The following is a 22,310-nucleotide window of genomic DNA, read 5'->3' on the forward strand; positions in this document are numbered from 1 at the left end:
GATATCGTCGGCTGATGACGAGTGTTCCCGGCAGCAGTGACGCCCTCGTTGGCGACGACAGCGGTTCCCCGACGGAGCCCCGCACCGTCGTGTGCGCCCACTGCGGTGCCCAGGCCGAAAGCCTGCCGCTGACCTGGACCTGCTCGGTGGAGAACGGCACGCGTCACTACCTCTGCGACACATGCGCCCGGCAGAACCTCAGAGCGATCGAGGGACGGCTGGACTCGGCCTGGTGGTGAGCCGGCTCAGACTCCGGCAGCCGACGCCTCCTCCTCGTCCTCCGGCAGGAAGCCCGGTAGCCACTCCTCCAGTTCCGCGCGCATACGGACCGTCGCCCCCAGCTGGCACAGAACACCGATGGTGCTCAAGGTCACCCGGTGGATCAGCAGATACGACGGGGGCAGGTTGAGACGCTTGCCCAGCTGGTGTGCGGGGGAGCGCGGGTCCGCTATGCGGGCTGCCTGGCTGCGCATCCACCCTCGGGTGAAGGTGAACTCGTCCGCCTGCGCCGGTTCGATGATCGGCAGGAGGTAGTCCAGCACGGCGTCGGGGTCCAGGTCGATGGAGTCCTTGACGAAGCCTTCCGCGCACAGGGCCTCGTAGACCGCCTCGGCCTGACCGTCCAGGGTCAGCCGCAGTGAGTCGCCGATCGTCGGGGGCAGGCCGCCCGGAAGACGGTCGACGGTGCCGAAGTCCAGCACACCCAGGCGCCAGTCGTCCTTGCCGGTCGGGCCGCCGGGCAGCAGACGGAAGTTGCCGGGATGCGGATCGGCGTGCAGGAGCCCGGTGCGGGCGGGTCCCGAGAAGAGGAACCGGGCCAGCAACTGGCCCGCGCGGTCACGCTGCTCCTGGGTGCCGTCCGTGATCACCTCCGACAGCGGTATGCCGTCCATCCACTCCGTCACCAGGATCTGTTCGCACTGATGGACCACGTCCGGTACGACGACGTCGGGATCGTCCGTGAACTCCGCCGCGTGGGCCCGCTGGGCCTGGGCCTCCAGGCCGTAGTCGAGTTCCTCGGAGACGCGGTCCCGGAGTTCGGAGATGAGCGGCTTGATGTCCATACCGGGGATGAGGGGGCCCAACAGGCGCGCGAAGCGGCTCAGTTGGTTCAGGTCGGAGAGCAGTGCCTCGCCGGCGCCCGGATACTGCACCTTGACCGCGACCTCGCGTCCGTCGTGCCACACCGCCCGGTGCACCTGGCCGATCGAGGCCGCGGCGGACGGCTTCTCCTCGAACTCCAGGAACAGTTCCTGCCAGTCCGCGCCGAGCCGCTTCTCCAGAACCGAGTGCACTGTGCGCGTGGGCATCGGCGGAGCCGCTTCCTGGAGCTTCGTCAGCGCCGCTCGGTAGGGGCCCGCGACCTCCTCGGGGAGGGCCGACTCGAAGACGGACAGGGCCTGCCCGAACTTCATCGCGCCGCCCTTCAGCTCGCCGAGGACCTTGAACAGCTGTTCCGCCGTGCGCTGTTGCAGCTCGCGGCCGACGAGGTCCGCCGACTCACCGACGATCCGTTTGCCCAGTCCCCAGGTCGCCCGCCCGGCGATGCCGAGCGGGAGCGCGGCGAGCTTGGCGGTACGGGTGACCGCCTTCCGGGGAAGATCAGACATGCGCCCTCCAAGTTCCGGACGGCCGCGCCGCGTGTGCCTTACGGCGTAACCCGGTCGACGGCCGTTGCTCAGCCATTGTCTCGTGCGACTCCCCGTCCTCCGAGGTGCGTTCCCCCTTCTTACTTTTCTCCTCGGCACCGCAAGGACATGCGGGGTGTGCCCAGACGGGGCGGGCGTGCCAGTCGAGCCCGGGGAGGGAGACCTCCCAGCGGGCACCCACCGTGGACGGGTTCCTGCCGTCCAGGAAGGCCAGCGCATGGCTCGCGGTCAGCCCCGCGACCGTCGTCGCCAGAGCCAGGTCGCAGGCCCTGACCTGGCGTGGTCGTGCGGAACGCCACTGCGCGACCAGGCGTGGCCAGACGGCGTCCCGGTCGACACGCCACCGGTCCAGACAGCCGGCGCAGGCCGTCTCGCCGGGCAGGACCAGTGGGCCCACGACGCCGGTTCCCTCCACGACACCGGCGTACAGATGCGGTGTGCCGGAGGTCACGAGTGGTTCGGCGGCGGCCGGGTCGGGCGCGTGCACGGCGAGGTCGTCGCGCGGGGCGAGGATCACCAAGGAAAAGCCGGGGTCGCTCTCACCGGGCGGCGACTGGACGTCCGTACGCCGTGGTGCGCGGTCCGGGGCCGCTCGTCGGGCGGCGCGCCGGGCCGACTCGTCCCGGCGTTCACCGATGGATTCGGCGGGCAGGCCACCCGGTGCGACGTCCCACGGCTCGACCACACCGCCGTCGCGCACATCGACATGGCCCACGCCCGCACCCGCCAGCAGTGACGCCACCACCGCGCCCACCCGGCCCGCGCCGCGGACCTGCACGCGCAGTGACCGGCGGGCGGCCAGCCGTGCCATCGCCTCGCCCGGTGCCGGTGCGACCAGGGAGAGGGAGGCCAGGTCGGGACCCAGCCGCTCCAGGACCTTCTTCTTGCCGCGCAGCGTTTCGACAGCCGGACCGCCCCCTGTCGCGTCGTCGAGGAGGCCGGCCTCGCCCAGTCGCTCCACCAGTCCGTCGACATGATGGGCCGGCAGGTCCATGCGATGCCCTTCCTCGCGGAGGCGGGACAGCCCGCGCGTGCCGTCGAGCATGTTCAGGAAGCTGCCCGTCGCCGTGTCCATCGGACCGAGGGTCATCGCGTGTGCGGGTGTCATCCCGAACTGGACCGTGTTCAGATCCCGCCAGCCGCGCCGCAGCGCGGGCTTCGTCATCGGGTGGGTGACACGCGGGCGGGTCTCACCCGAGTGGGTCGTGTCCGACAGCGCGACAGTCGTGTCCGGTGTGTCCGACGCAGGCGCAGGTGTGGTGGTTGATCGCATGGCAGGCCCCCGTAGCCAGAGAAAGTCCCCGTTGAAAGTCCCTGTTTGTCGGTGGATGTCAGTGCTCGCTCCGCCGACGAGTGCCAGCATGCCGGGTTTGCTCATCGGGCGTCGAAAGTTGTCCACAGGCCGTGGGTATTCGTCGTACAAATCAAACGCATGGTGGGGGATCGACGCCGAACCGTCCCGGAGTCAAGACTTCCCCCATGTGCAGCGGGTAACGTCGTGCCGTGCCCGCCGACCCACTGCACCGCGCCGGAAACCCACAGCGCAGTACGACGAGCCAGCCGCCAAGCGGCTCGGGGGCGAGCGCGATCGAGGTTCGCAGGAGTGCCCGGCGACGCCGGACGGTCTCCGCGTACCGCGAGGGCGATCGCACCGTCGTGCTCATCCCGGCCCGGATGTCCGAGGCCGAGGAACAGCGCTGGGTGACTGTCATGCTCGACAAACTGGCCGCCCAGGAGAGCAAACACAAACGGGTGCCCGGCGACAGCGAGCTGGCCGAGCGCGCCGAGCAGCTGTCGGCCCAGTACTTCGACGGCCGGGCCCGGCCCACCTCGGTGCGCTGGGTCACCAACCAGAACACACGCTGGGGCTCGTGCACCCCGGCCGAGGGCAGCATCCGGCTGTCGCACCGGTTGCAGGGCATGCCCGAGTACGTCGTCGACTACGTCCTCCTCCATGAGCTGGCCCATCTGCTGGTACCCGGACACGGGCCCCGCTTCTGGCGGCTCCTGGACGCCTATCCGCGCACCGAGCGGGCCCGTGGCTACCTCGAAGGGGTGGTCGCCGCCGACCGGCTGCCGCATCCGCCCTCCGCGCGCGGGGAGTGATCTCCGGGCGGCGGGCGCATGGTGCTGACGGGGCGTTGTGTACCGGGTTTGTACCGGCCTCGGTCACGGCCGGAATTAGCCGTTAGCCTGACCCGACGCATTCGGCATTCGGGATGGGGGACGGTCGGTACGCATGGCCAGGGAATTCCAGCGCGGCCACAAGGCCAGGATCAGTGATCTCACCGCGGGCACGGATCTGTACGTAGGCGTGCAGATCTCCGGACCGGGGCTGACCTTCGACATCAGCTGCTTCGGCCTCGACGCCGACGAGCAGCTCTCGGACGACCGGTACTTCGTCTTCTTCAACCAGCCGAAGTCTCCCGAGGAGTCCATCCAGCTCCTGGGCGCCCAGGCGGGCGACACGGAGTCCTTCCGCGTCACGCTCGACCGGATCCCGCCGCAGATCCAGAAACTGTCGTTCACGGCCACGCTCGACGGCGCCGGGCAGATGTCGCAGATCGCCCCCGGATACATCCGTATCGTCGCCGGCGGCGAGGAGGTGGCCCGCTACTCCTTCGACGGCTCGGAGTTCTCCACCGAGCGGGCCGTGATGCTCGGCGACTTCTACCTGAAGGACGTGTGGCGCTTCGCCGCGGTCGGACAGGGTTTCGACGGCGGCCTCGACGCGCTGCTGAAGAACTTCGGCGGGGAGGTCGCGGAGGAGGAGACGCCCGCTCCGCAGCAGCCCCAGTCCGGTGCGGCTCCCGGGTTCGCGCCTCCCGCGTTCGGCGTTCCGGCCCCGGCTCCGGCCGCTCCGCAGCCCGTCGCCCAGGGTTTCGCGCCCCCTCCGGCAGCCCCCGCGCCCCCGGCTCCGGCCCCCGCGCCGTCGATGCACGCGGCCCCCACCATCGTCGCGCCCCTGACACCACCCGGCGGCGCCCAGGTGCCGCCCCCGGCTCCGGCGCCCGCGCCCTACGGACAGCCGGGGCCCCCGCAGGCTCCGCAGCCCCCGCAGGCTCCGTACGGCCAGGTACCCGGCCAGGCCGGATCGCTGCCCCCTGGTTACGGCCAGCCGCCCCAGGCCCCAGCAGGCCCGCCTGGCCCGCCTGGCCCGCCCGGCCCTCCCGGCTACGGTCAGCAGCCGCCGTTCGGGCAGGCCCCCGGCCCGCAGGCCTCCTATGGGGTGCCGCAGGGTGCCGGGCAGAACCCCGGTGTCACAGCCGCGCTCCAGCAGTTCAAGGAGACGCCGACCGGGCAGCGCTGGACGCCGCAGAGCAAGAAGCTGATCCGCGTCGACCTGGGGGTGGGCGGCCAGCCCGTGCTGGCCCGGCAGGGCAGCATGGTGCTCTACCAGGGCAAGGTCGACTTCAGCTACAAGGGCGCCGGATTCGCCGGCCGGATCGTGGGCAACGCGACCGGTCAGGAGATGCAGCTGATGCGCTGTACCGGCCAGGGCCAGGTGTTCCTCGCCGACAACTCCACCCATCTGCACCCCGTGGAGCTCCAGGGAGACGCGATCTGCGTCTCCGCCGAGAACGTCCTCGCCTTCGACGAGAGCCTCCAGTACGAGGTCCGCCGCGTCGAGGGACATGGCATCCCGGGCGGAGCTCTGTTCACGATGCAGTTCCAGGGCACCGGCACGATCGTCGTGAAGACGCACGGCACGCCCGTGGTGCTGCCCGTGACGCCCACCACGTTCGCCGACTGCAACGCCGTGGTCGCCTGGTCGGCCGCCTCCCAGGTGGTCGTCTCCAGCCAGGTACGGATGCGCCGCAACGCCTACCCCGGCGACACCGGAGAGAGCGTCAACCTCCAGTTCCGAGGCGCGCCCGGAAACTTCATCGTCGTCCAGCCGTACGAGGTCTGAGGGAGCCCGTCATGAACCAGCCGCTCGCGGGCTACGCTCCCGCACCCGTCACCGCCCGCATGGACAACCACGGCAACCACATGCTGAAGGTCGCCATGCAGACCGGAAACGACCTCCTCGCGCGCGTGGGGTCGATGGTCGCCTACGAAGGCTTCGTCCAGTACGAGCCCAACCCGCCGGCCGTACGCCAGATCGCGCGCGACTGGGCCACCGGCGAGGGCGCGCCCCTGATGAAGTGCTCGGGGGACGGCCTGCTCTATCTCGCCGACTACGGTGCGAACGTGATCGTGATCAACCTCAACGGCGACGGGATCTCCGTCAACGCCACCAACCTGCTCGCCTTCGACGCCCACCTCACCTGGGGCGTCGAGCGGGTCAAGGGGCTGGCCAAGTTCGCCGGACAGGGCCTGTGGAACACCAGGATCTCCGGGCAGGGCTGGGTCGCGCTGACCGCCCGGGGCAAGCCGATCGTCGTCGACTGCGGTGGTGGCGACGACGAGACGTACGTCGACCCTGACGCGCTCGTCGCCTGGTCCCCGAACCTCAAGGTGAAGGGCAAGCGCAGCTTCAAGGCGCAGTCGCTCATCGGCCGGGGCAGCGGCGAGGCCTACCAGATGGCCTTCTCCGGCCAGGGCATCGTCGTCGTCCAGCCCAGCGAGGACAGCACCGACCGTCTCCGGTTCCGGGGCTGAGGGGGAGCCAGAACGCCATGCAGAGCCCACTTTTCGCGCACAACGACTCGCAGACCCAGGAACGCTGGAGTCTGCAGAACAAGCAGATGCTCCGGGTCACCCTGGAGGGCCACGACGACATCCTCGCCCGCAAGGGCACGATGGTGGCCTACCAGGGGCTGATGGAGTTCGACGCCGAGTACCAGAGCGGCAACCAGAGCCGCTCCCGCGCACGCACGGGCGAGGGCCTGGACCTGATGCGCTGCCACGGGCAGGGCACGGTCTATCTCGCCAACCTCGCCCAGCACATCCATGTGGTGGACGTGGAACAGGACGGGCTGACGGTCGACAGCAGTTACGTGCTGGCGATGGACTCCGGGCTGCACCACGAGGTCATCGCCGTGGACAGCCTGTACGGCATCTCCGGCTCCGGGAAGTACCAGCTCAACATCACCGGCCGCGGCAGGGTCGCCCTGATGACCTCGGGCGCGCCCCTGATGATGCAGGTGACGCCCGACAAGTACGTCAACTGCGACGCCGACGCCATCGTCGCCTGGTCGACCGGCCTGCGCGTCCAGATGCAGGCCCAGACGCACACCTCCGGAGTGTGGCGGCGCCGCGGCAACACCGGCGAGGGCTGGGAGCTCAGCTTCATGGGCAGCGGCTACGCGCTGGTCCAGCCCAGCGAGCTGCTGCCGCCGCAGCACGCCCAGATCGGCCAGGGCGCCGCCGCCCAGTTCGGTATGGGGCAGCAGGGGGTCCGGGCGCAGAACCAGGGCAACGCCTGGAGCTAGCCGCACCGGACGGACAACCGGGACATGTAAGGGGCGACTACCACGGGTGGTCGCCCCTTACCCGTTCACAGTCTGGCGCGCGTTGCTTCGAGCAGTCGTACGACCGAGTCGTCCGCCACGTCCGTCACCTCGGCGTAGGCGAACCAGCGCAGGTCCAGGGACTCGTCGCTGATCGCCTCCACGGCTCCCCTGGGGGCCACGGCGGCGTACTGCACGTCCAGGTGCCAGGCGCAGGGCGTGTGGTGCCGGTCCAGGCGGACCGGAGTGCTCTGGAGCAGCCGCAGCGACGGGATGCCGGACTCCTCAGTGGCCTCGCGGAGCGCGGCGTCCGCCAGCGTGTCGTCGCTCCGCTCGCAGTGCCCGCCCATCTGGAGCCACATCCGCAGCTTCTTGTGGAGCGTGAGCAGGACCCGCTCACGCTCCGGGTCGATCACCAGAGCGCTGGCCGTGATGTGTCCGTCCTTGCAGTCCTTCCACATCCCGTCGGGATGGCCGTCCAGATGGTCCAGGTAGACCTGACGGAGATCCTGCTGGTCCTCGTACTTCTCCAGCACCTGGACCGCGTTGCCGTGGAGCGTCACTCGGAGTCGTCGTCCTTCTTCAGGTTCGGCTTGTCGGTGGAGCCGCCCGCCGCCTCGCCGAGCATCTTGTCCAGCTCCGAGAAGTCCAGCTGCTCGCGGTGCACGAAGCCGTCCGGGTCGTCCAGGTCGGAGGCCGTCGGCAGCATGTCCGGGTGGGCCCACAGACCGTCCCGGCCGTCGACACCGCGCGCGTCCGTCAGCGACGCCCACAGGCGGGAGGCGTCACGCAGCCGGCGCGGCCGCAGCTCCAGGCCGATCAGTGTGGCGAACGTCTGCTCGGCCGGACCGCCCGAAGCCCGCCGGCGGCGCAGGGTCTCACGCAGCGCGTCCGCGGACGTCAGACGGGGCTTCGCGGCCGCGTGGACCACCGCGTCCACCCAGCCCTCCACCAGCGCCAGAGCCGTCTCCAGACGGGCCAGGGCGACCTTCTGCTCCGGGGTGTCCTCCGGCTGGAACATGCCCTGCTGGAGCGCTTCCTGGATCTGCTCCGGGTTCTGCGGGTCGAACTGGCCGACCACGTCCTCCAGCTTGGCCGTGTCGACCTTGATCCCGCGCGCGTAGCCGTCGACCGCGCCGAACAGGTGCGAGCGCAGCCATGGCACATGGGCGAAGAGGCGCTGGTGGGCGGCCTCGCGCAGGGCGAGATACAGCCGTACCTCCTCCTGGGGCACACCCAGGTCCTTGCCGAACGCCTCGATGTTCGCCGGCAGCAGCGCGGCCCTGCCCGCCGGGCCCAGCGGCAGCCCGATGTCCGTCGAGCCGACGACCTCGCCCGCGAGCACGCCGACGGCCTGCCCGATCTGCGTACCGAACATCGCGCCGCCCATGGAGCGCATCATGCCGATCAGCGGGCCCGCCATGGCCTGCATCTCCTCGGGCAGGACATCGCCCATGGCCGCGCCGACACGCTCGGCGACCGGATCGACCAGCTCCTTCCAGGCGGGCAGGGTCGCCTCGACCCACTCCGCGCGGCTCCACGCCACCGCGGAGCCCGCACCGGACGGCAGCGATGTCGCGTCGTCCAGCCACAGGTCCGCCAGCCGTACGGCCTCCTCGACCGCGGTGCGCTCGGCGGGACCGATGCTGGAGTCCTTGACCCCGTCGGACGTCCCCTGGGAGACCGTCTGGCGGGCGATCTGCTTGGCCATGTCCCAGTTCACCGGACCGCCCTCGTACGAGAGCATCTGGCCCAGCTGCTGGAACGCGGCGCCCAGGTCGTTGGGGTTCATCGAACCGAACATGGCTGCGAGCGGATTGTCGCCTCCGGGACCGCCGAAGCCGGCAGGTCCGAAACCGAACGGTCCCTGACCACCACCGCTCTGCTGGTCCTTCTTCTTGCCCTCGTCGCCGTTCTCCGGCTCCTCCGGCGGAAGGCCGAATCCGAATGGGGTGTCACTCACGGGATTCCTCGGCTGGTAAGGCCGTCGGCTCTTCGACGGCGGCTGCCCGACAACACCACCCAGCCTAGACACCGCGGCCGGTTGTGGGGCTCGGTGCTCCGCCGACTCCTGGCCTGCGGCAGGATGGATGTCACCTGGTAAGTACGCGTCACGCGCGTCCTTACTGAAGACAACCGCTGGAGACGCCGGTGAGTTCCCCAGATCCGCAGGTTCGCGCAGCGCGAAACCACTCAACCAACCCGGCCGTACGAGGGCCGGTCGTCGCGGTCACCGGCGCCGCGACCGGCATCGGAGCGCTGCTCACCGAGCGGCTCGCCGCGTCCGAGGAGATCAAGCAGGTCGTCGCCATCGACGAGCGGCGCGGCGAGTGCGCGGCGGCGCAGTGGCACATCCTCGACGTACGGGATCCGGCCATCGCGGAGAAGCTGCGCGGCGCCGACGTCGTGGTGCATCTGGCCGTCGATCTGGACCTGGAGACGGACGGGGCGGCCCGGACGGCGTACAACGTGCGCGGGACGCAGACCGTGCTGACGGCCGCCGCCGCGGCCGGGGTCCATCGGGTCGTGCTGTGCACGTCGGCGATGGTCTACGGGGCGCTGCCTGACAACGAACTGCCGCTGGCGGAGGACGCCGAGTTGCGGGCGACCGCCGAGGCGACCGGGGTCGGGGACCTGCTGGAGATCGAGCGGCTCGCCCGGCGGGCACCGCGGGCGCATCCCGGGCTCAATGTGACGGTCGTACGCCCCGCGGTGTTGATCGGGGGCACGGACACCGCTCTGACCAGGTACTTCGAGTCGCCTCGGCTGCTTGTCGTGGCCGGGTCGCGGCCCGCGTGGCAGTTCTGTCACGTCGAGGATCTGTGCAGCGCTCTGGAGTACGCGGTGCTGGAGAAGGTCGAGGGGGAGCTTGCTGTCGGGTGCGACGGGTGGCTGGAGCAGGAGGAGGTCGAGGAGCTGAGCGGGATCCGGCGCATGGAGCTGCCGTCCGCTGTCGCTCTGGGGGCCGCTGCCCGGCTGCACCGGATCGGGCTCACGCCCTCTCCTGCCGGGGATCTGGCGTACACGATGTACCCCTGGGTGGTGAGCGGGAGCCGGTTGCATGATGCCGGGTGGCGGCCGCAGTGGAGCAATGAGGAGGTGCTCGCTGAGCTGCTTGAGGAGGTTGCGGGGCGGCATACCGTGGTGGGGCGGCGGCTGGGGCGGAAGGATGCGACTGCGGCGGGGGCCGCGGGGGCGACGGTGGCGTTGTTGGGTGCGGCTGCGGTGGTTCGGCGGGCTCGGAAGGCTCGGCGGCGGATCTGAGGGTGCGGGGTGGGGGTGGGTTTGTTTCGCCCCCGCCGCCCTTACCCGTCCCATCCCTGGGGGCTGCGCCCCCAGACCCCCGCTGTCGGCCTGAACGGCCTCGTCCTCAAACGCCGGACGGGCTGGATGGTGGCCCTCCGTCCTCAAGCGCCGGATGGGCTGGTGGGTGCCGGGCTGGGTGAGTGGTGAGGCCTGGGTGGCACCATGGGGGTATGGCATCCCTTAATGATCATCCCGGTGAGCAGGGCGCTTCGGAGCCCATCAAGCTTCTTGCTGTTCGGGATGAGGCGCTCTCCCTGGATGAGGTTTTTCGGGCTGTGGGGGACGACTCCGCCGGGGGGACCGTGCTCTTCGTGGGGACCGTGCGGAATCATGACGGGGGTGCCGATGTCGAGGCGCTCGGCTATTCGTGTCATCCCAGTGCCGAGGCCGAGATGCGGCGTGTCGCCGAGAAGGTCGTCGCTGAGTTTCCGGTTCGGGCGCTTGCCGCTGTGCATCGCGTTGGGGATTTGAGTGTCGGGGATCTGGCTGTTGTTGTCGCCGTGTCCTGTGCGCATCGGGGGGAGGCCTTCGCCGCCTGTCGGAAACTGATCGACGATCTCAAGCACGAAGTGCCCATCTGGAAGCACCAGACGTTCTCCGACGGGACCGAGGAATGGGTCGGCGCCTGCTGAGCCACGCGGCTCCGGTTGCGTAACCGGGCCCCGGGCGTGAGCGTTAACACAGTGGAGGTTAATCTGCTGATCAGTCAGTTGCGGTCACTCTTTGGGGTTGGGAGGTCGGCATGGCGGCGCTCGCCTGGTTGCTGATTCCGCTGGTGGCTGCGATCGGTGCCGGCCTGTGGGGAAGCTGGGCCAACCGGACTCGCAGGACGCGTGGTGACGGGCCTGAACTCGACGGCTACGTACGCTTCCGCGAGGCCATGGAGAAGTCCCGCACCTGAGACACCGTTCGGGCGGCCCTGACGGTGCGCCGACAGGACCGTCCCGTACTGTCGTGCCATGCCACGCCGCACCGCGACGATGCTCGCCTCCACCCTGATGCTGATCGCGCTTCTCTGCGCCGGAGTGTTCATCACCGTGCCGTATGCGGAGATGTCGCCGGGGCCGACCGTGAACACACTCGGGGACCACGACGGCGAGCCGGTGCTGCAGATCTCCGGGCGCAAGACCTACCCGACCACCGGGCACCTGAACATGACCACCGTCCGGGTCACCAGTGCCGACTACAACATGAACCTCGTCGAGGCTGTGTACGGGTGGCTCGCGCACGACAACAAGGTCGTGCCGCACGACACGCTCTACCCGGACGGCAAGACCGAGGAGCAGTCGACCCAGGAGAACGCCGAGGAGTTCAGTCAGTCCCAGGAGAGCGCCAAGGTCGCGGCCCTGAAGGAACTCGACGTTCCGGTGCAGTCCTGGGTGATCGTCTCCACTGTTCTGAAGGGCTCACCGGCCGAGGGCGCTCTGCACGCCGGTGATGTCATCAAGGCCGTCGACGGTACGACCGTCAAGGAGCCCACCGACGTCGCCAAGCTGGTGACCAAGCACAAGGCCGGCGAGAAGGTCGTCTTCACCATCGTGCCCGCCGCGGAGCAGGCCGCCGCCGAGAAGGCGAACCGGGCGGCCACCAAGACGCAGGACATCACCATCACGACCACCAAGTCCGACGACAGCGGCACCCAGCGCGCCATCGTCGGGATCTCCGCCGGGACCGACCACACCTTCCCGTTCACCATCGACATCAAGCTCGCCGATGTCGGTGGCCCGAGTGCCGGGCTGATGTTCGCCCTGGGCATCTACGACAAGCTGACGTCCGGGAGCCTCACCGGCGGCAAGTTCGTGGCCGGCACCGGCACCATCGACGACGACGGCAAGGTCGGTCCCATCGGCGGGATCGAGATGAAGACCGTCGGCGCGCGCGACAAGGGGGCTCAGTACTTCCTGACGCCCGCCGACAACTGCGCGGCCGCCGCCAAGGACACCCCCGAGGGGCTCACGCTCGTCAAGGTGGGCACCATTCGCGACGCGTTGAGCGCCCTCAAGGACATTCGTTCCGGTGACACCGCTGATCTGCCGAAGTGCAGCACCAAGTGAGCAGTCCGTAGGACTGCTCACCCGCACTGGCTCCTTCGCTACTCCGCGAACGTCGCCGACAGGGCTTCCGCCAGGCCCGGTACCAGCCCCGAGCCCGTGAGCACCTCCGTCGCCGCGTCCTTCTCGCGCAGACGCACCGCCGAGTCCCGGGTGCCGTCGCGCAGCACCGCGACCGTCATCCGTACCTCCTGCCGGTCCGGATGCGCGGCGACCCAGGCGGCCAGCTTCTTGTCGCTGAGCCCCTGCGGAACCGACGCCTCCGCGGACGGCGGCAGCATCAGGCGCTCGACGGTGAGCGCGCAGCCGACCACCGCGTCCGGCCAGGCGATGGTGGCGAGGAACTCGTCCAGCGGCTTGCCCGCCGGGATCTCGTCCTGCTCGATCGGGGTGAGACCGGCGGCCTCCTGCTCGTCGGTCAGGCCGAGCTGGGCCGCGAGAGAGGGCTCCTGGACCTTCAGCCGGGCGGTGTCTACTAGGGCGAAGAGCCTGGCCGGCTGGTCCCAGCCGAGGCCGGAGACGTACTCGTCGATCTCGAGTACGGCCCGGGTGAGCGGGTTCGCCGCCATGGGAGTGTTGGACATGGTCACAATCCTGCCTCGTTCATGGCCCGAACCGGGAACCGAGTAAAGCGTGAGTAAGTTGCATAGGTGAGGCCTCTACGATCACGAGGCCTGACGGATGGTCCGCGATCACGGGGGCCTGACGGACCGACAGCGACTTTTGAGGTGCCACCTTGGCTTTCCAGATGCCGGACCGCGGCGGAGGCCCGCAGGGGCCACGGATCAGAGTGGGCCGCCCGTCCCGGCGCGTCCGGACCCTGCTCATGACGCTGGGCGTCCTTGCCGTACTCGGCATGGCGTTCGTCATGTTCGCGGGTTTCTGGACGGACTGGCTCTGGTACCGCTCGGTCAACTACTCGTCGGTCTTCACGACCACACTGTGGACCAAGATCGGACTTTTCTTCGTCTTCGGTCTGCTGATGGCGACCGCGGTAGGAGTGAACATCTGGCTGGCGCACCGGCTGCGCCCGCCGCTGAGCGCCATGTCGATGGAGCAGCAGAGCCTCGACCGGTACCGCATGGGCATCGCCCCGTACAAGAAGTGGCTGCTGCTCGGTATCACCGCCCTGGTCGGCCTCATCGCGGGTGCCTCGGCGTCCGGGCAGTGGCGGACCTGGCTGATGTGGGTCAACGGAGTGTCCTTCGGACAGAAGGACCCCCAGTTCGGTCTGGACGTGTCCTTCTACGCCTTCGACCTGCCCTGGTACCGCTTCCTGCTGGGCTTCGGCTTCGCCACCACGATCCTCTCCCTGATCGCCGCCGCCCTCACCCACTATCTGTACGGCGGGCTGCGCGTCACCAGCCCGGGAGCCCGTGCCACGTCCGCGGCGACCGGGCATCTGTCCGTGCTGCTGGGCCTCTTCGTCGCCCTGAAGGCGGTCGCGTACTGGCTCGACCGGTACGGCCTCGCGGTGAAGTCGAGCGACTTCAAGGCGACCGGCAACTGGACGGGTCTGCGGTACGTCGACGCCAACGCCTATCTGCCGGCCAAGACGATCCTGTTCTGCATCGCGATCATCTGCTCGCTGCTGTTCTTCGCGACGCTCTGGCGGCGCACCTGGCAGCTGCCCGTCATCGGCTTCGGACTGATGGTCCTCTCGGCCATCCTCATCGGCGGGCTGTACCCGGCGATCGTGCAGAAGTTCCAGGTCCAGCCGAACGAGCAGGCCAAGGAAGCGCCGTACGTCACCAAGAACCTCAAGGCGACGCGCGAGGCGTACGGCATCGACGACGCCAAGGTCAGCGAGTACCCCGGCCGCAGCGACACCGAGGACAAGACCAAGCTGCGGGACGACGTCGACGCGACGGCGAGCATCCGCATCGTGGACCCGAACATCGTGTCGCCGACGTTCCAGCAGCTCCAGCAGATGAGGAACTACTACGCGTTCCCGACCAACCTCGACGTCGACCGCTACAGCAAGGACGGCAAGGAGCAGGACACGGTCATCGGTCTGCGTGAGCTGAACCTCAACGGCATTCCGAAGAACAACTGGATCAACGACCACTTCCGCTACACGCACGGCTTCGGTGTGGTCGCGGCCAAGGGCACCACGGCCGACGCCGAGGGCCGCCCGGTCTTCACCGAGTCCGACCTGCCGTCCACGGGTGACCTCGGGACGTACCAGCAGCGGATCTACTACGGCGAGAAGACCAGCCAGTACTCGATCGTCGGCGGTCCCCAGAAGGAGATCGACTACTCCGACGACGCCGGTGAGAAGACCACCAGCTACAAGGGGAAGAGCGGTGTCAACCTCTCCAACCCGATAAACCGCGCCGCGTACGCCGTCGCGTTCAGCGAACCGCAGATCCTCTACTCCGGGGCCATCGGCGAGGGTTCGCGGATCCTGTACAACCGCACGCCCAAGGAGCGCGTCGAGGCGGTCGCGCCCTGGCTGACCATCGACGGTGACGCCTACCCGGCCGTCGTCGACGGTGAGATCCAGTGGATCGTCGACGCGTACACGACGACGAACGGCTATCCGTACGCCTCCCGCACCACCCTGGGTGACACGACGGCCGACTCGCTGACCGCCAACAACAACCAGCGCGCGGTGGTGGCCCAGCAGAACCAGGTCAACTACATCCGCAACTCGGTGAAGGCGACCGTCGACGCGTACACCGGTGAGGTCAAGCTCTACCAGTGGGACACCAAGGACCCGGTTCTGAAGACCTGGATGAAGGCCTTCCCGAACACGGTCGAGCCGAAGAGTGACATCTCGGCCTCGCTGATGGCCCATCTCCGGTACCCGCAGGACCTGTTCAAGGTCCAGCGCGAGCTGCTCACCCGCTACCACGTGAAGGACGCGCAGACGTTCCTCTCCGGCAGCGAGGTGTGGCAGGTGCCGGACGACCCGAGCAACAAGTCGGGCGACGCGGTGCCGCCGTACTACCTGAGCATGAAGATGCCCGACCAGCAGGCGCAGGCGTTCTCCCTGACGACGACGTTCACGCCGAACGGCCGGGACAACCTCAGTGCCTTCATGGCCGTCAACGCCGAGGCGGGGACCAGCGATTACGGCACGATCAGAATCCTGAAGCTGCCGACGAGCAGAACCGTCGACGGGCCCAAACAGGTCCAGAGCCAGTTCAACTCCGAACAGGACATCGCCGAGTCCATCAGGCTGCTGAGAGGCGGCGACTCGGAGATCGAGTACGGCAACCTGCTGACGGTGCCACTCGACGGAGGCCTGCTCTACGTGGAGCCCGTCTACGTCCGCGGCAGCGGACTCAAGTACCCGCTGTTGCGCAAGGTGTTGGTGACCTACGGCGGCCAGACCGCCTTCGAGGACACCCTCGACGCCGCGCTCAACAAGGTCTTCGGGGCGGAGGGCACGACGACCGAGCCACCGGACGAGGGCGGTGGTACGACGACACCGCCGACAGCCGAGGATCCGACGGTCCAAGAGGCACTCAACGATGCCCAAAAGGCCTTCGACGACGGCCAGGCGGCCCTCAAGAAGGGCGACTGGGAGGCGTACGGCAAGGCACAGGCGGCCCTTGAGGACGCGCTCCAGCGGGCCGAGGAGGCGCAGGCCGACGCGGACAAGGCAGGGAGTGGGAGCGGGAGTGGTGCCGGAAGCGGTTCTTCCAGTAGTGCGAGTCCCAGTCCCAGCAGTAGTCCAAGTAGCGGTTAGTGCTGGTCGGAGGCCCTGTTGAGGCAGTGGCCTCCGCCCCTCCCGCGCCGTGGTACGGTTGCAACACAACGGCGCGGGGTGGAGCAGCTCGGTAGCTCGCTGGGCTCATAACCCAGAGGTCGCAGGTTCAAATCCTGTCCCCGCTACTGATCGCGAAGGCCCGGATCCTCCAAGGATCCGGGCCTTCGTGGTGTGCGAACGCATGTGCCGACCTCGTGAAGGCCGCGTCTTCCCGGGGCAGTTGACGGGAACTGTGTTTGACTTGTCTCTCTGTGGGCATGTCGACAAAACGCTGTAGAGACCTCACTGACTGCGGTATACCAGGTGTACCCAGGTTGCAGGTGGTGCGACGATGGACGTTATGGGGGACAAGGCAACTCTGTTGGAGACAGGGCGATTTGTGCAGCCTTCCGACCGGGACGAAACCGGCGAGGCGGTAGAAGAGGCACGTCAGAGGCTCGCCGCCGAAGCCGGCGATGTCGAGGCGATGAGTGTCCTCGGAGCCATGCTGCTGCGCCGTGGTGATCTCGACGGAGCCGAGCCTCAGCTGCGTGCCGCCACCGCGGCCGGTGACCGTGCCGCCGCCAACAACCTCGGTGTCCTCCTCCATCAGCGCGGGTACGCCGACGACGCCGCCGGCTGGTGGCGGATCGCCGCCGTCGCCGGCTCCGCTCCCGCCGCGCACGCGCTCGGCCGCCACCACCGTGAGCGCGGCGACGAGCCGGCCGCCGAGTACTGGCTGCGCCAGTCCGCCGAGCAGGGGCATGTGCTGGGCGCGTACGCGCTCGCCGATCTGCTGGAGCACCGTGGCGACACGGCCACCGAACAGTGGATGCGGGTCGCCGCCGAGCGGGGGCATCGGGAGGCCGCCTATCGGCTGGCCCGTGCGCTGGACCGGAAGGCCGCGGACGGGACGGACAGCGCGGACGGTGACGAGGGCGACGGGACCGGAGAGGTCGAGCAGTGGTATCGGCAGGCCGCCGCCCGGGGGCACCAGCGGGCCGCGTTGCATCTCGGGGCCATTCTCGAGAAGCGCGGGGAGCTCAAGGAGGCCGGGCGCTGGTATCTGACCTCCGCCAAGGAGGGCGAGGCCCGAGCCGCGTGCGCGCTCGGGTTCCTGCTGCGGGACGCGGGGGACACCGAGAGCGCCGCCGTGTGGTGGCTGCGGGCCGCCCAGGACGGGGACGGCAACGCCGCCAACGCGCTGGGCGCGCTGCACGCCGAGCGCGGTGAGACCCAGACCGCCGAGCGCTGGTACCGCGCGGCCATGGACGCGGGGGATGTCAACGGCGCGTACAACCTCGGTCTGCTCTGCGCCGAGCAGGCGCGTACCGCGCAGGCCGAGCAGTGGTATCGCCGCGCCGCGTACGCCGGGCACCGTGAGGCCGCCAACGCGCTCGCCATTCTGCTGCTGCAGGGCGGGGACGCGTCGGGGGCCGAGCCGTGGTTCTCGAAGGCGGCCGAGGCGGGGAGCGTGGACGCCGCCTTCAATCTCGGGATCCTGTACGCCGGGCGTGGTGAGGACGATGCCGCGCTGGGGTGGTACGAGCGTGCCGCGGGCGCCGGGCACACCGAGGCGGCGCTTCAGGTCGGGACGGCTCGGCTGCGGGACGGGGACGAGCGGGATGCCGAGCGGTATCTGCGGTGTGCGGCGGGTGGGGGGAGTGCCGAGGCGGCCTATCGGCTGGCCGCGGTGCTCGATGCCCGGCGTCCGCCGACGCCGGCGCATGAGCTGGGTGAGATCGCGCACGAGAAGACCGAGTGCGAGGAGTGGTACGAGCGGGCGGCTTCTCAGGGGCATCGGCGGGCGCAGGTGCGGGTGGGGATGCTGGCGTCGGCTCGGGGGGATGTGGTGGAGGCGGCTCGGTGGTACCGGGCGGCGGCTGAGGCCGGTTCTCGAAACGGGGCGTTCAACCTGGGGTTGTTGCTGGCTCGGGAGGGGAGTGAGCCTGAGGCTGCCGTGTGGTGGGCTCGGGCTGCTGAGGCGGGGCATGGGCGGGCTGCGTTGAGGCTGGCGCTGGTGTATGCGCGGCGGGGGGAGTTGGCGGAGGGGCAGCGGTGGGCTGATCTTGCGGTTTCTCTTGGGCCGGGGGAGGTTGCGGAGCGGGCGGCTCGGTTGCGGGATGCTTTGCGGGAGGAGCTTTCTGCTTGAGCGGGGGGTGGGGGTGGGCGTTGGTTTTTTCTCGCCCCCGCCGCCCCTACCCGTCCCATCCCGTTCCTGGGGGCTGCGCCCCCAGACCCCCCTTCGCGCTGAACGCGCTCGTCCTCAAACGCCGGACGGGCTGGATAGTGCCGGCCAGCGCTGAAGGTGCGGCGGGGCGGGTGGGCTGAACGCGCTCGTCCTCAAACGCCGGACGGGCTGAAAGGCCTACCGGACGGGCTGAAGGTCTAAGTGATTTGCCTTTGTTGGTTGGGCTGACGTAACGTTGGGTTTACCGACGCGGGGTGGAGCAGCTCGGTAGCTCGCTGGGCTCATAACCCAGAGGTCGCAGGTTCAAATCCTGTCCCCGCTACTTTTGGCCGAGGGCCGGAGTCCGTTACAGGGCTCCGGCCCTCAGGCGTGTCGGGGCCCAGCAGCGGATGATGTCGCGGACCGAGACGATGCCCGTGGGCTCGCCCGTGTCGTCCAGGACGATGAGGTGGCGGAATCCGCCGTGGGCCATCGCGTGGGCCGCGTCCTCCAGGGTCCAGGAGGGGGCCGCGAAGACTACGTCGTTGGTGGTGTGGGCGTGGGCGCGTTCCGTGTCGGGGCTCTGGCCCAGGGCTACGGAGTTGAGGATGTCGCGTTCGGTGAGGATGCCGATTCCGCCGGCGTCCGGGTCGAGAACCACCGCCGCGCCGATACGGCGCGCGGCCATCAGTGCGGCGGCCTGGCGGAGTGTGTGATCGGGGCCGATGGTGAGGACCACGGTGCTCATGGCGTCACGTACGAGCATGGGGTGGAGCCACCTCCTAGAGAGTTCCCGCCCCTGTTCACTTCCTTGTTCAGGATTTCACAAGTTCACAAGTGGGGGGAACTTCAGAGTGGCAGTTAAAGAGACGGTCAACAAGGGGGCCGTCAGTAACGCTGGTTGAGGTAGCCCAGCATCTCGTCGTGGAGGTGGCCGTTCGACGCCGCCGCGTCACCGCTGTGCGGGCCCGGGCGGCCGTCGAGGCCGGTGAACGTGCCGCCGGCCTCCGTGACGATGATCGCGTTGGCCGCCATGTCCCACAGGGACAGCTCCGGCTCCGCGCAGATGTCGATCGAGCCCTCGGCGACCATCATGTACGGCCAGAAGTCGCCGTACGCGCGCGTGCGCCACACCTCGCGGGTCAGGTCCAGGAAGCCGCCCAGCACCCCGCGGTCCTCCCAGCCGGTGAGCGACGAGTACGCGAACGACGCGTCCGACATCTTGGAGACGCCCGAGACGCGCAGCCGGGACGCCGAGGAGAGGCTGCGGCCGGTGTAGGCGCCGTGGCCCTTCGCCGCCCACCAGCGGCGGCCCAGGGCGGGGGCCGACACGACGCCGACGACCGGCTGGAAACCGCCCTCGGCCGCCTCCATCAGGGAGATCAGCGTGGCCCAGACAGGCACCCCGCGGACGTAGTTCTTGGTGCCGTCGATCGGGTCGATCACCCAGCGGCGGGGGCCGGTGCCCTCGATGCCGTACTCCTCGCCGAGGATCGCGTCGCGTGGACGGGCCCGCTGCAATTGCCCCCGGATCAGTTCCTCGGCGGATTTGTCGGCCTCGCTGACCGGGGTCATGTCCGGCTTCGTCTCGACCTTGAGGTCGAGTGCCTTGAACCGGCCCATCGTCGTGGCGTCGGCGGCGTCCGCGAGGACATGGGCAAGGCGCAGGTCATCGTGATAGTCGGGCATAGGCGAACCGTATCTTTCACGCCTGCCGCCCGGCTACAGGGGCCATGGGTGCGGTTACCCGCAGTTGTTCGGCTCCTGCCCGGTCCTGGCCGGGGTGCGAATGTCGATACGCGCCCCCTGGCGCTGCCGCGAACCCTTGACAGTGACTCCGTCCGCGTCAAACCTGGGGCGCAGAGCCGCTCGCCCCTGGGAGGCCGATGATGCCTGCAGCGCGGGATTCCCTGCTGGACGCCGCTTACACGGCGCTCGCGCGCCGTCCGTGGTCCGCGGTGCGGATGGTCGACGTCGCGGTGGCCGCCGGAGTGTCCCGGCAGACGCTGTACAACGAGTTCGGCAGCAAGGACGGGCTCGCCCGGGCCCTGGTACGCAGAGAGGCCGACGCCTACCTCGCGGGCGTCGAACGGGCGCTGACCGGGCCCGCCGACCCGGGTGCCGGTCCACGGGAGCGGCTCACCGCCGCCGCCGAGTGGACCACGGCGTCCGCCCGCGACAGCGTGCTCGTCCGGGCCCTGCTGACCGGCTGCTGGAGCGAACGGCTGCCCTCGCCGACGCTGTCCGCCGTGCCGTCCTCCGCCTCGGTGCCCGCGCAGCGACGGGCCGACGGGCCACTGCCCTCGCCCGGTGAGTTCGTGGCGCTCGTCCGCGACCGTGCCGTGACGGTGCTGTCCGGCCCCGGCGCGGCCAAGTCGGAGGCGGTCGAGATGTCCCGTACCTGCGAACTGGCCGTCCGGCTCGCCCTGTCCTGCGTCGCCGCGCCCCCGGGGGAGGGCGGTGTCGCCGATCTCGTACGGAGTGTGCTGCCGAGGTCGGCCGGCGCCGCCGTCTGGAACTGACCCCCGCCGGGCCGGGTTCTAGTGCGACGAGCCCGACAACTGCAGGCCGATCACGCCGATGATCACCAGGCTGATCGAGACGATCTTCAGGGTGGACACCAGATCGTCGAGGAAGATCATCCCGTAGATCGCGGTGCCCGCAGCGCCGATGCCCGTCCACACCGCGTACGCCGGGCCCACGTCGAGCTTCTTCAGGGAGAGGGTGAGGAGGCCGAAGCTGCCCAGGGCGAAGATGCAGAACGCGACCGTCGGCCACAGGCGGGTGAAGCCGTGGGACAGCTTCAGACAGACGGCGAAGCCGGTTTCCAGGAGTCCCGCCACAACGACCAGCAGCCACGCCATGTCTTGTCCTCCCGTGTACCGCTTCGACTGCTTCGTCTGTTGCGTCCGCTGCATCTGGTTCGTCACGCTCGGATTCGGCTCGGTGCGATTATGCACTTACCGGCACCCGCACCGGCCAAACAACGCGGAGGTCAGCAGGGGAGAGATCCGGGGGAGATCAGTCGCCTTCCGTGCGCTCCCGGGTCGACAGCAGTCGGCGCAGCGAGTAGAGACGCGCCGGGTCCGCGTGGCCCTTCTCCACCCACTCGTCCAGCGCGCAGTCGGGCTCGTCGTGGCTGCACGCGCGCGGGCAGTTCTCCGTGCCCGGTTCCAGGTCGGGGAAGGCGTGGATCACCAGGGACGGGTCGACGTGGTGCAGCCCGAACGAACGTACGCCCGGAGTGTCGATCACCCAGCCCGCGTCGCCCGAGAGGGGGAGGGCGAGGGCGGAGGTGGTGGTGTGGCGGCCACGGCCCGTGACCGCGTTGACGTGGCCCGTCGAGCGGCGCTGGTCGTTGGGTACGAGAGCGTTGACCAGGGTCGTCTTGCCGACGCCCGAGTGGCCGACGAACGCCGTGATCTTGCCGTCCAGCTGTTCGCGTACGCGGGCCACGGCCGCGCCGCTCTCCAGTTCCTGGCGGCTGGTGACGACGTAGGGGATGTCCAGGGCGCCGTACAGCTCCAGGAGTTTGTCGGGCGGGGAGAGGTCCGACTTGGTCAGGACGAGGAGGGGGGTCAGGCCGCCGGCGTACGCCGCCACCAGGCAGCGGTCGATCAGGCGGGGGCGGGGTTCCGGGTCCGCGAGGGCCGTCACGATGGCGAGCTGGTCGGCGTTGGCCACGACCACGCGCTCGTAGGGGTCGTCGTCGTCCGCTGTGCGGCGCAGGAGGGAGGTGCGCTCGCCGATGCGGACGATCCGGGCCAGGGTGTCCTTCTTGCCGGAGAGGTCGCCGATGACGGACACGTGGTCGCCGACCACCGCGGCCTTGCGGCCCAGTTCGCGGGCCTTCATCGCCATGACGATCCGGTCGTCCACCAGGACGGTCAGGCGGCCCCGGTCGACGGTGAGGACCATGCCGTCGGCGGCGTCCTCGTGCTTCGGGCGGATGTTCGTACGCGGACGGTTGCCCTTGGGGTTCGGGCGGGAGCGGATGTCGTCCTCGTCGGTGTTCTTGCCGTAGCGGCGCATGATCCAGGT

General features: G+C 69.5%; 21 protein-coding genes and 2 tRNA genes. 14 read left to right on the top strand and 9 right to left on the bottom strand.

All coding sequences use genetic code 11. The features are described 5' to 3' along the window. The first annotated feature begins 14 nt into the window (after nt 1-14). The gene (locus ACFYXF_RS07540) at nt 15-239 is read left to right on the top strand and encodes a hypothetical protein (protein ID WP_389348638.1); all 225 of its coding nucleotides are present in this window, start codon (nt 15-17) and stop codon (nt 237-239) included. A 6-nt stretch (nt 240-245) separates the two neighbouring features. Here the strand turns inward: ACFYXF_RS07540 and ACFYXF_RS07545 are convergent, their stop codons facing one another. Continuing rightward, a complete protein-coding gene (locus tag ACFYXF_RS07545) occupies nt 246-1,610 on the bottom strand; it encodes an ABC1 kinase family protein (RefSeq protein ID WP_389348639.1) in 1,365 nt (454 codons plus the stop codon). Next, nucleotides 1,603-2,814: a TOMM precursor leader peptide-binding protein gene (locus tag ACFYXF_RS07550; RefSeq protein WP_389349000.1), complete on the bottom strand. Its 1,212-nt coding sequence runs from the start codon at nt 2,812-2,814 to the stop codon at nt 1,603-1,605. Before ACFYXF_RS07550 ends, ACFYXF_RS07545 begins: the two co-directional genes overlap by 8 nt. Before the next feature lie 338 nt (nt 2,815-3,152). Here ACFYXF_RS07550 and ACFYXF_RS07555 point away from each other — a divergent pair, with 338 nt between their 5' ends. The 4 genes from ACFYXF_RS07555 to ACFYXF_RS07570 all read left to right on the top strand — a co-directional run bounded on the left by ACFYXF_RS07555 (nt 3,153) and on the right by ACFYXF_RS07570 (nt 7,027). Next, a complete protein-coding gene (locus tag ACFYXF_RS07555; protein ID WP_389348640.1) occupies nt 3,153-3,755 on the top strand; it encodes a M48 family metallopeptidase in 603 nt (200 codons plus the stop codon). A 133-nt stretch (nt 3,756-3,888) separates the two neighbouring features. Next, the gene (locus tag ACFYXF_RS07560; RefSeq protein WP_389348641.1) at nt 3,889-5,562 is read left to right on the top strand and encodes a TerD family protein; all 1,674 of its coding nucleotides are present in this window, start codon (nt 3,889-3,891) and stop codon (nt 5,560-5,562) included. 11 nt (nt 5,563-5,573) lie between these two features. After that, a complete protein-coding gene (locus ACFYXF_RS07565; RefSeq protein ID WP_389348642.1) occupies nt 5,574-6,254 on the top strand; it encodes an AIM24 family protein in 681 nt (226 codons plus the stop codon). 17 nt (nt 6,255-6,271) lie between these two features. Then, nucleotides 6,272-7,027 carry an AIM24 family protein gene (locus tag ACFYXF_RS07570; RefSeq protein WP_389348643.1) on the top strand — a complete coding sequence of 252 codons (756 nt, stop codon included), beginning with the start codon at nt 6,272-6,274 and terminating at the stop codon, nt 7,025-7,027. A 65-nt stretch (nt 7,028-7,092) separates the two neighbouring features. On the opposite strand, the gene ACFYXF_RS07575 is transcribed toward ACFYXF_RS07570, so the two are convergent. Both ACFYXF_RS07575 and ACFYXF_RS07580 read right to left on the bottom strand, forming a co-directional pair. Next, a complete protein-coding gene (locus tag ACFYXF_RS07575) occupies nt 7,093-7,608 on the bottom strand; it encodes an NUDIX hydrolase (protein WP_389348644.1) in 516 nt (171 codons plus the stop codon). Beyond that, complete coding sequence (locus tag ACFYXF_RS07580; protein WP_389348645.1) at nt 7,605-9,008, bottom strand: zinc-dependent metalloprotease; 1,404 nt, start codon at nt 9,006-9,008, stop codon at nt 7,605-7,607. The genes ACFYXF_RS07575 and ACFYXF_RS07580 overlap by 4 nt, the downstream gene beginning before the upstream one ends. 188 nt (nt 9,009-9,196) lie before the next feature. Between ACFYXF_RS07580 and ACFYXF_RS07585 the strand changes: the two genes are divergently transcribed. The 4 genes from ACFYXF_RS07585 (at nt 9,197) to ACFYXF_RS07600 (ending at nt 12,405) form a co-directional block, all read left to right on the top strand. Then, nucleotides 9,197-10,309, top strand: a complete 1,113-nt coding sequence (locus tag ACFYXF_RS07585) for an SDR family oxidoreductase (RefSeq protein WP_235474974.1) — start codon at nt 9,197-9,199, stop codon at nt 10,307-10,309. Between the two features lie 212 nt (nt 10,310-10,521). After that, nucleotides 10,522-10,983, top strand: a complete 462-nt coding sequence (locus tag ACFYXF_RS07590; protein WP_389348646.1) for a molybdenum cofactor biosynthesis protein MoaE — start codon at nt 10,522-10,524, stop codon at nt 10,981-10,983. Between the two features lie 110 nt (nt 10,984-11,093). Then, nucleotides 11,094-11,252, top strand: coding sequence for a hypothetical protein (locus tag ACFYXF_RS07595; RefSeq protein WP_189147013.1), 159 nt, complete (start codon nt 11,094-11,096; stop codon nt 11,250-11,252). A gap of 58 nt (nt 11,253-11,310) precedes the next feature. Further along, nucleotides 11,311-12,405, top strand: coding sequence for a PDZ domain-containing protein (locus ACFYXF_RS07600; RefSeq protein WP_389348647.1), 1,095 nt, complete (start codon nt 11,311-11,313; stop codon nt 12,403-12,405). A 38-nt stretch (nt 12,406-12,443) separates the two neighbouring features. Here the strand turns inward: ACFYXF_RS07600 and ACFYXF_RS07605 are convergent, their stop codons facing one another. Next, nucleotides 12,444-12,986 carry a PPA1309 family protein gene (locus ACFYXF_RS07605; protein ID WP_389348648.1) on the bottom strand — a complete coding sequence of 181 codons (543 nt, stop codon included), beginning with the start codon at nt 12,984-12,986 and terminating at the stop codon, nt 12,444-12,446. A gap of 164 nt (nt 12,987-13,150) precedes the next feature. Between ACFYXF_RS07605 and ACFYXF_RS07610 the strand changes: the two genes are divergently transcribed. From ACFYXF_RS07610 to ACFYXF_RS07625, 4 genes are all read left to right on the top strand, one after another. Then, on the top strand, nt 13,151-16,099 hold the full coding sequence (locus ACFYXF_RS07610) for a UPF0182 family protein (protein WP_389349001.1): 2,949 nt from the start codon (nt 13,151-13,153) through the stop codon (nt 16,097-16,099). Between the two features lie 72 nt (nt 16,100-16,171). Continuing rightward, nucleotides 16,172-16,245 (top strand) — tRNA-Met (locus ACFYXF_RS07615). Between the two features lie 206 nt (nt 16,246-16,451). Beyond that, complete coding sequence (locus tag ACFYXF_RS07620) at nt 16,452-18,251, top strand: sel1 repeat family protein (RefSeq protein ID WP_389348649.1); 1,800 nt, start codon at nt 16,452-16,454, stop codon at nt 18,249-18,251. 287 nt (nt 18,252-18,538) lie between these two features. Continuing rightward, nucleotides 18,539-18,612 (top strand) — tRNA-Met (locus ACFYXF_RS07625). Nucleotides 18,613-18,636: 24 nt separating this feature from the next. Here the strand turns inward: ACFYXF_RS07625 and ACFYXF_RS07630 are convergent. Together ACFYXF_RS07630 and hisN are read right to left on the bottom strand one after the other, a co-directional pair. Then, the gene (locus tag ACFYXF_RS07630) at nt 18,637-19,035 is read right to left on the bottom strand and encodes a cyclic nucleotide-binding/CBS domain-containing protein (RefSeq protein WP_389348650.1); all 399 of its coding nucleotides are present in this window, start codon (nt 19,033-19,035) and stop codon (nt 18,637-18,639) included. 122 nt (nt 19,036-19,157) lie between these two features. Beyond that, the gene (gene hisN / locus ACFYXF_RS07635) at nt 19,158-19,958 is read right to left on the bottom strand and encodes a histidinol-phosphatase (protein WP_235474968.1); all 801 of its coding nucleotides are present in this window, start codon (nt 19,956-19,958) and stop codon (nt 19,158-19,160) included. Nucleotides 19,959-20,158: 200 nt separating this feature from the next. Here hisN and ACFYXF_RS07640 point away from each other — a divergent pair, with 200 nt between their 5' ends. After that, nucleotides 20,159-20,791, top strand: a complete 633-nt coding sequence (locus ACFYXF_RS07640) for a TetR/AcrR family transcriptional regulator (protein WP_389349002.1) — start codon at nt 20,159-20,161, stop codon at nt 20,789-20,791. Between the two features lie 18 nt (nt 20,792-20,809). Here ACFYXF_RS07640 and ACFYXF_RS07645 read toward each other — a convergent pair whose 3' ends face one another. Together ACFYXF_RS07645 and rsgA are read right to left on the bottom strand one after the other, a co-directional pair. Next, entirely contained in the window at nt 20,810-21,133 is a 324-nt protein-coding gene (locus ACFYXF_RS07645; protein WP_200395956.1) for a multidrug efflux SMR transporter, read from the bottom strand. A gap of 157 nt (nt 21,134-21,290) precedes the next feature. Beyond that, the gene (rsgA, locus tag ACFYXF_RS07650) at nt 21,291-22,301 is read right to left on the bottom strand and encodes a ribosome small subunit-dependent GTPase A (protein WP_389348651.1); all 1,011 of its coding nucleotides are present in this window, start codon (nt 22,299-22,301) and stop codon (nt 21,291-21,293) included. Nucleotides 22,302-22,310 lie beyond the last annotated feature (9 nt).

Origin of the sequence: Streptomyces sp. NPDC002680, assembly GCF_042889145.1 — a bacterium.
Taxonomy (GTDB): Bacteria; Actinomycetota; Actinomycetes; order Streptomycetales; family Streptomycetaceae; genus Streptomyces; species Streptomyces adonidis.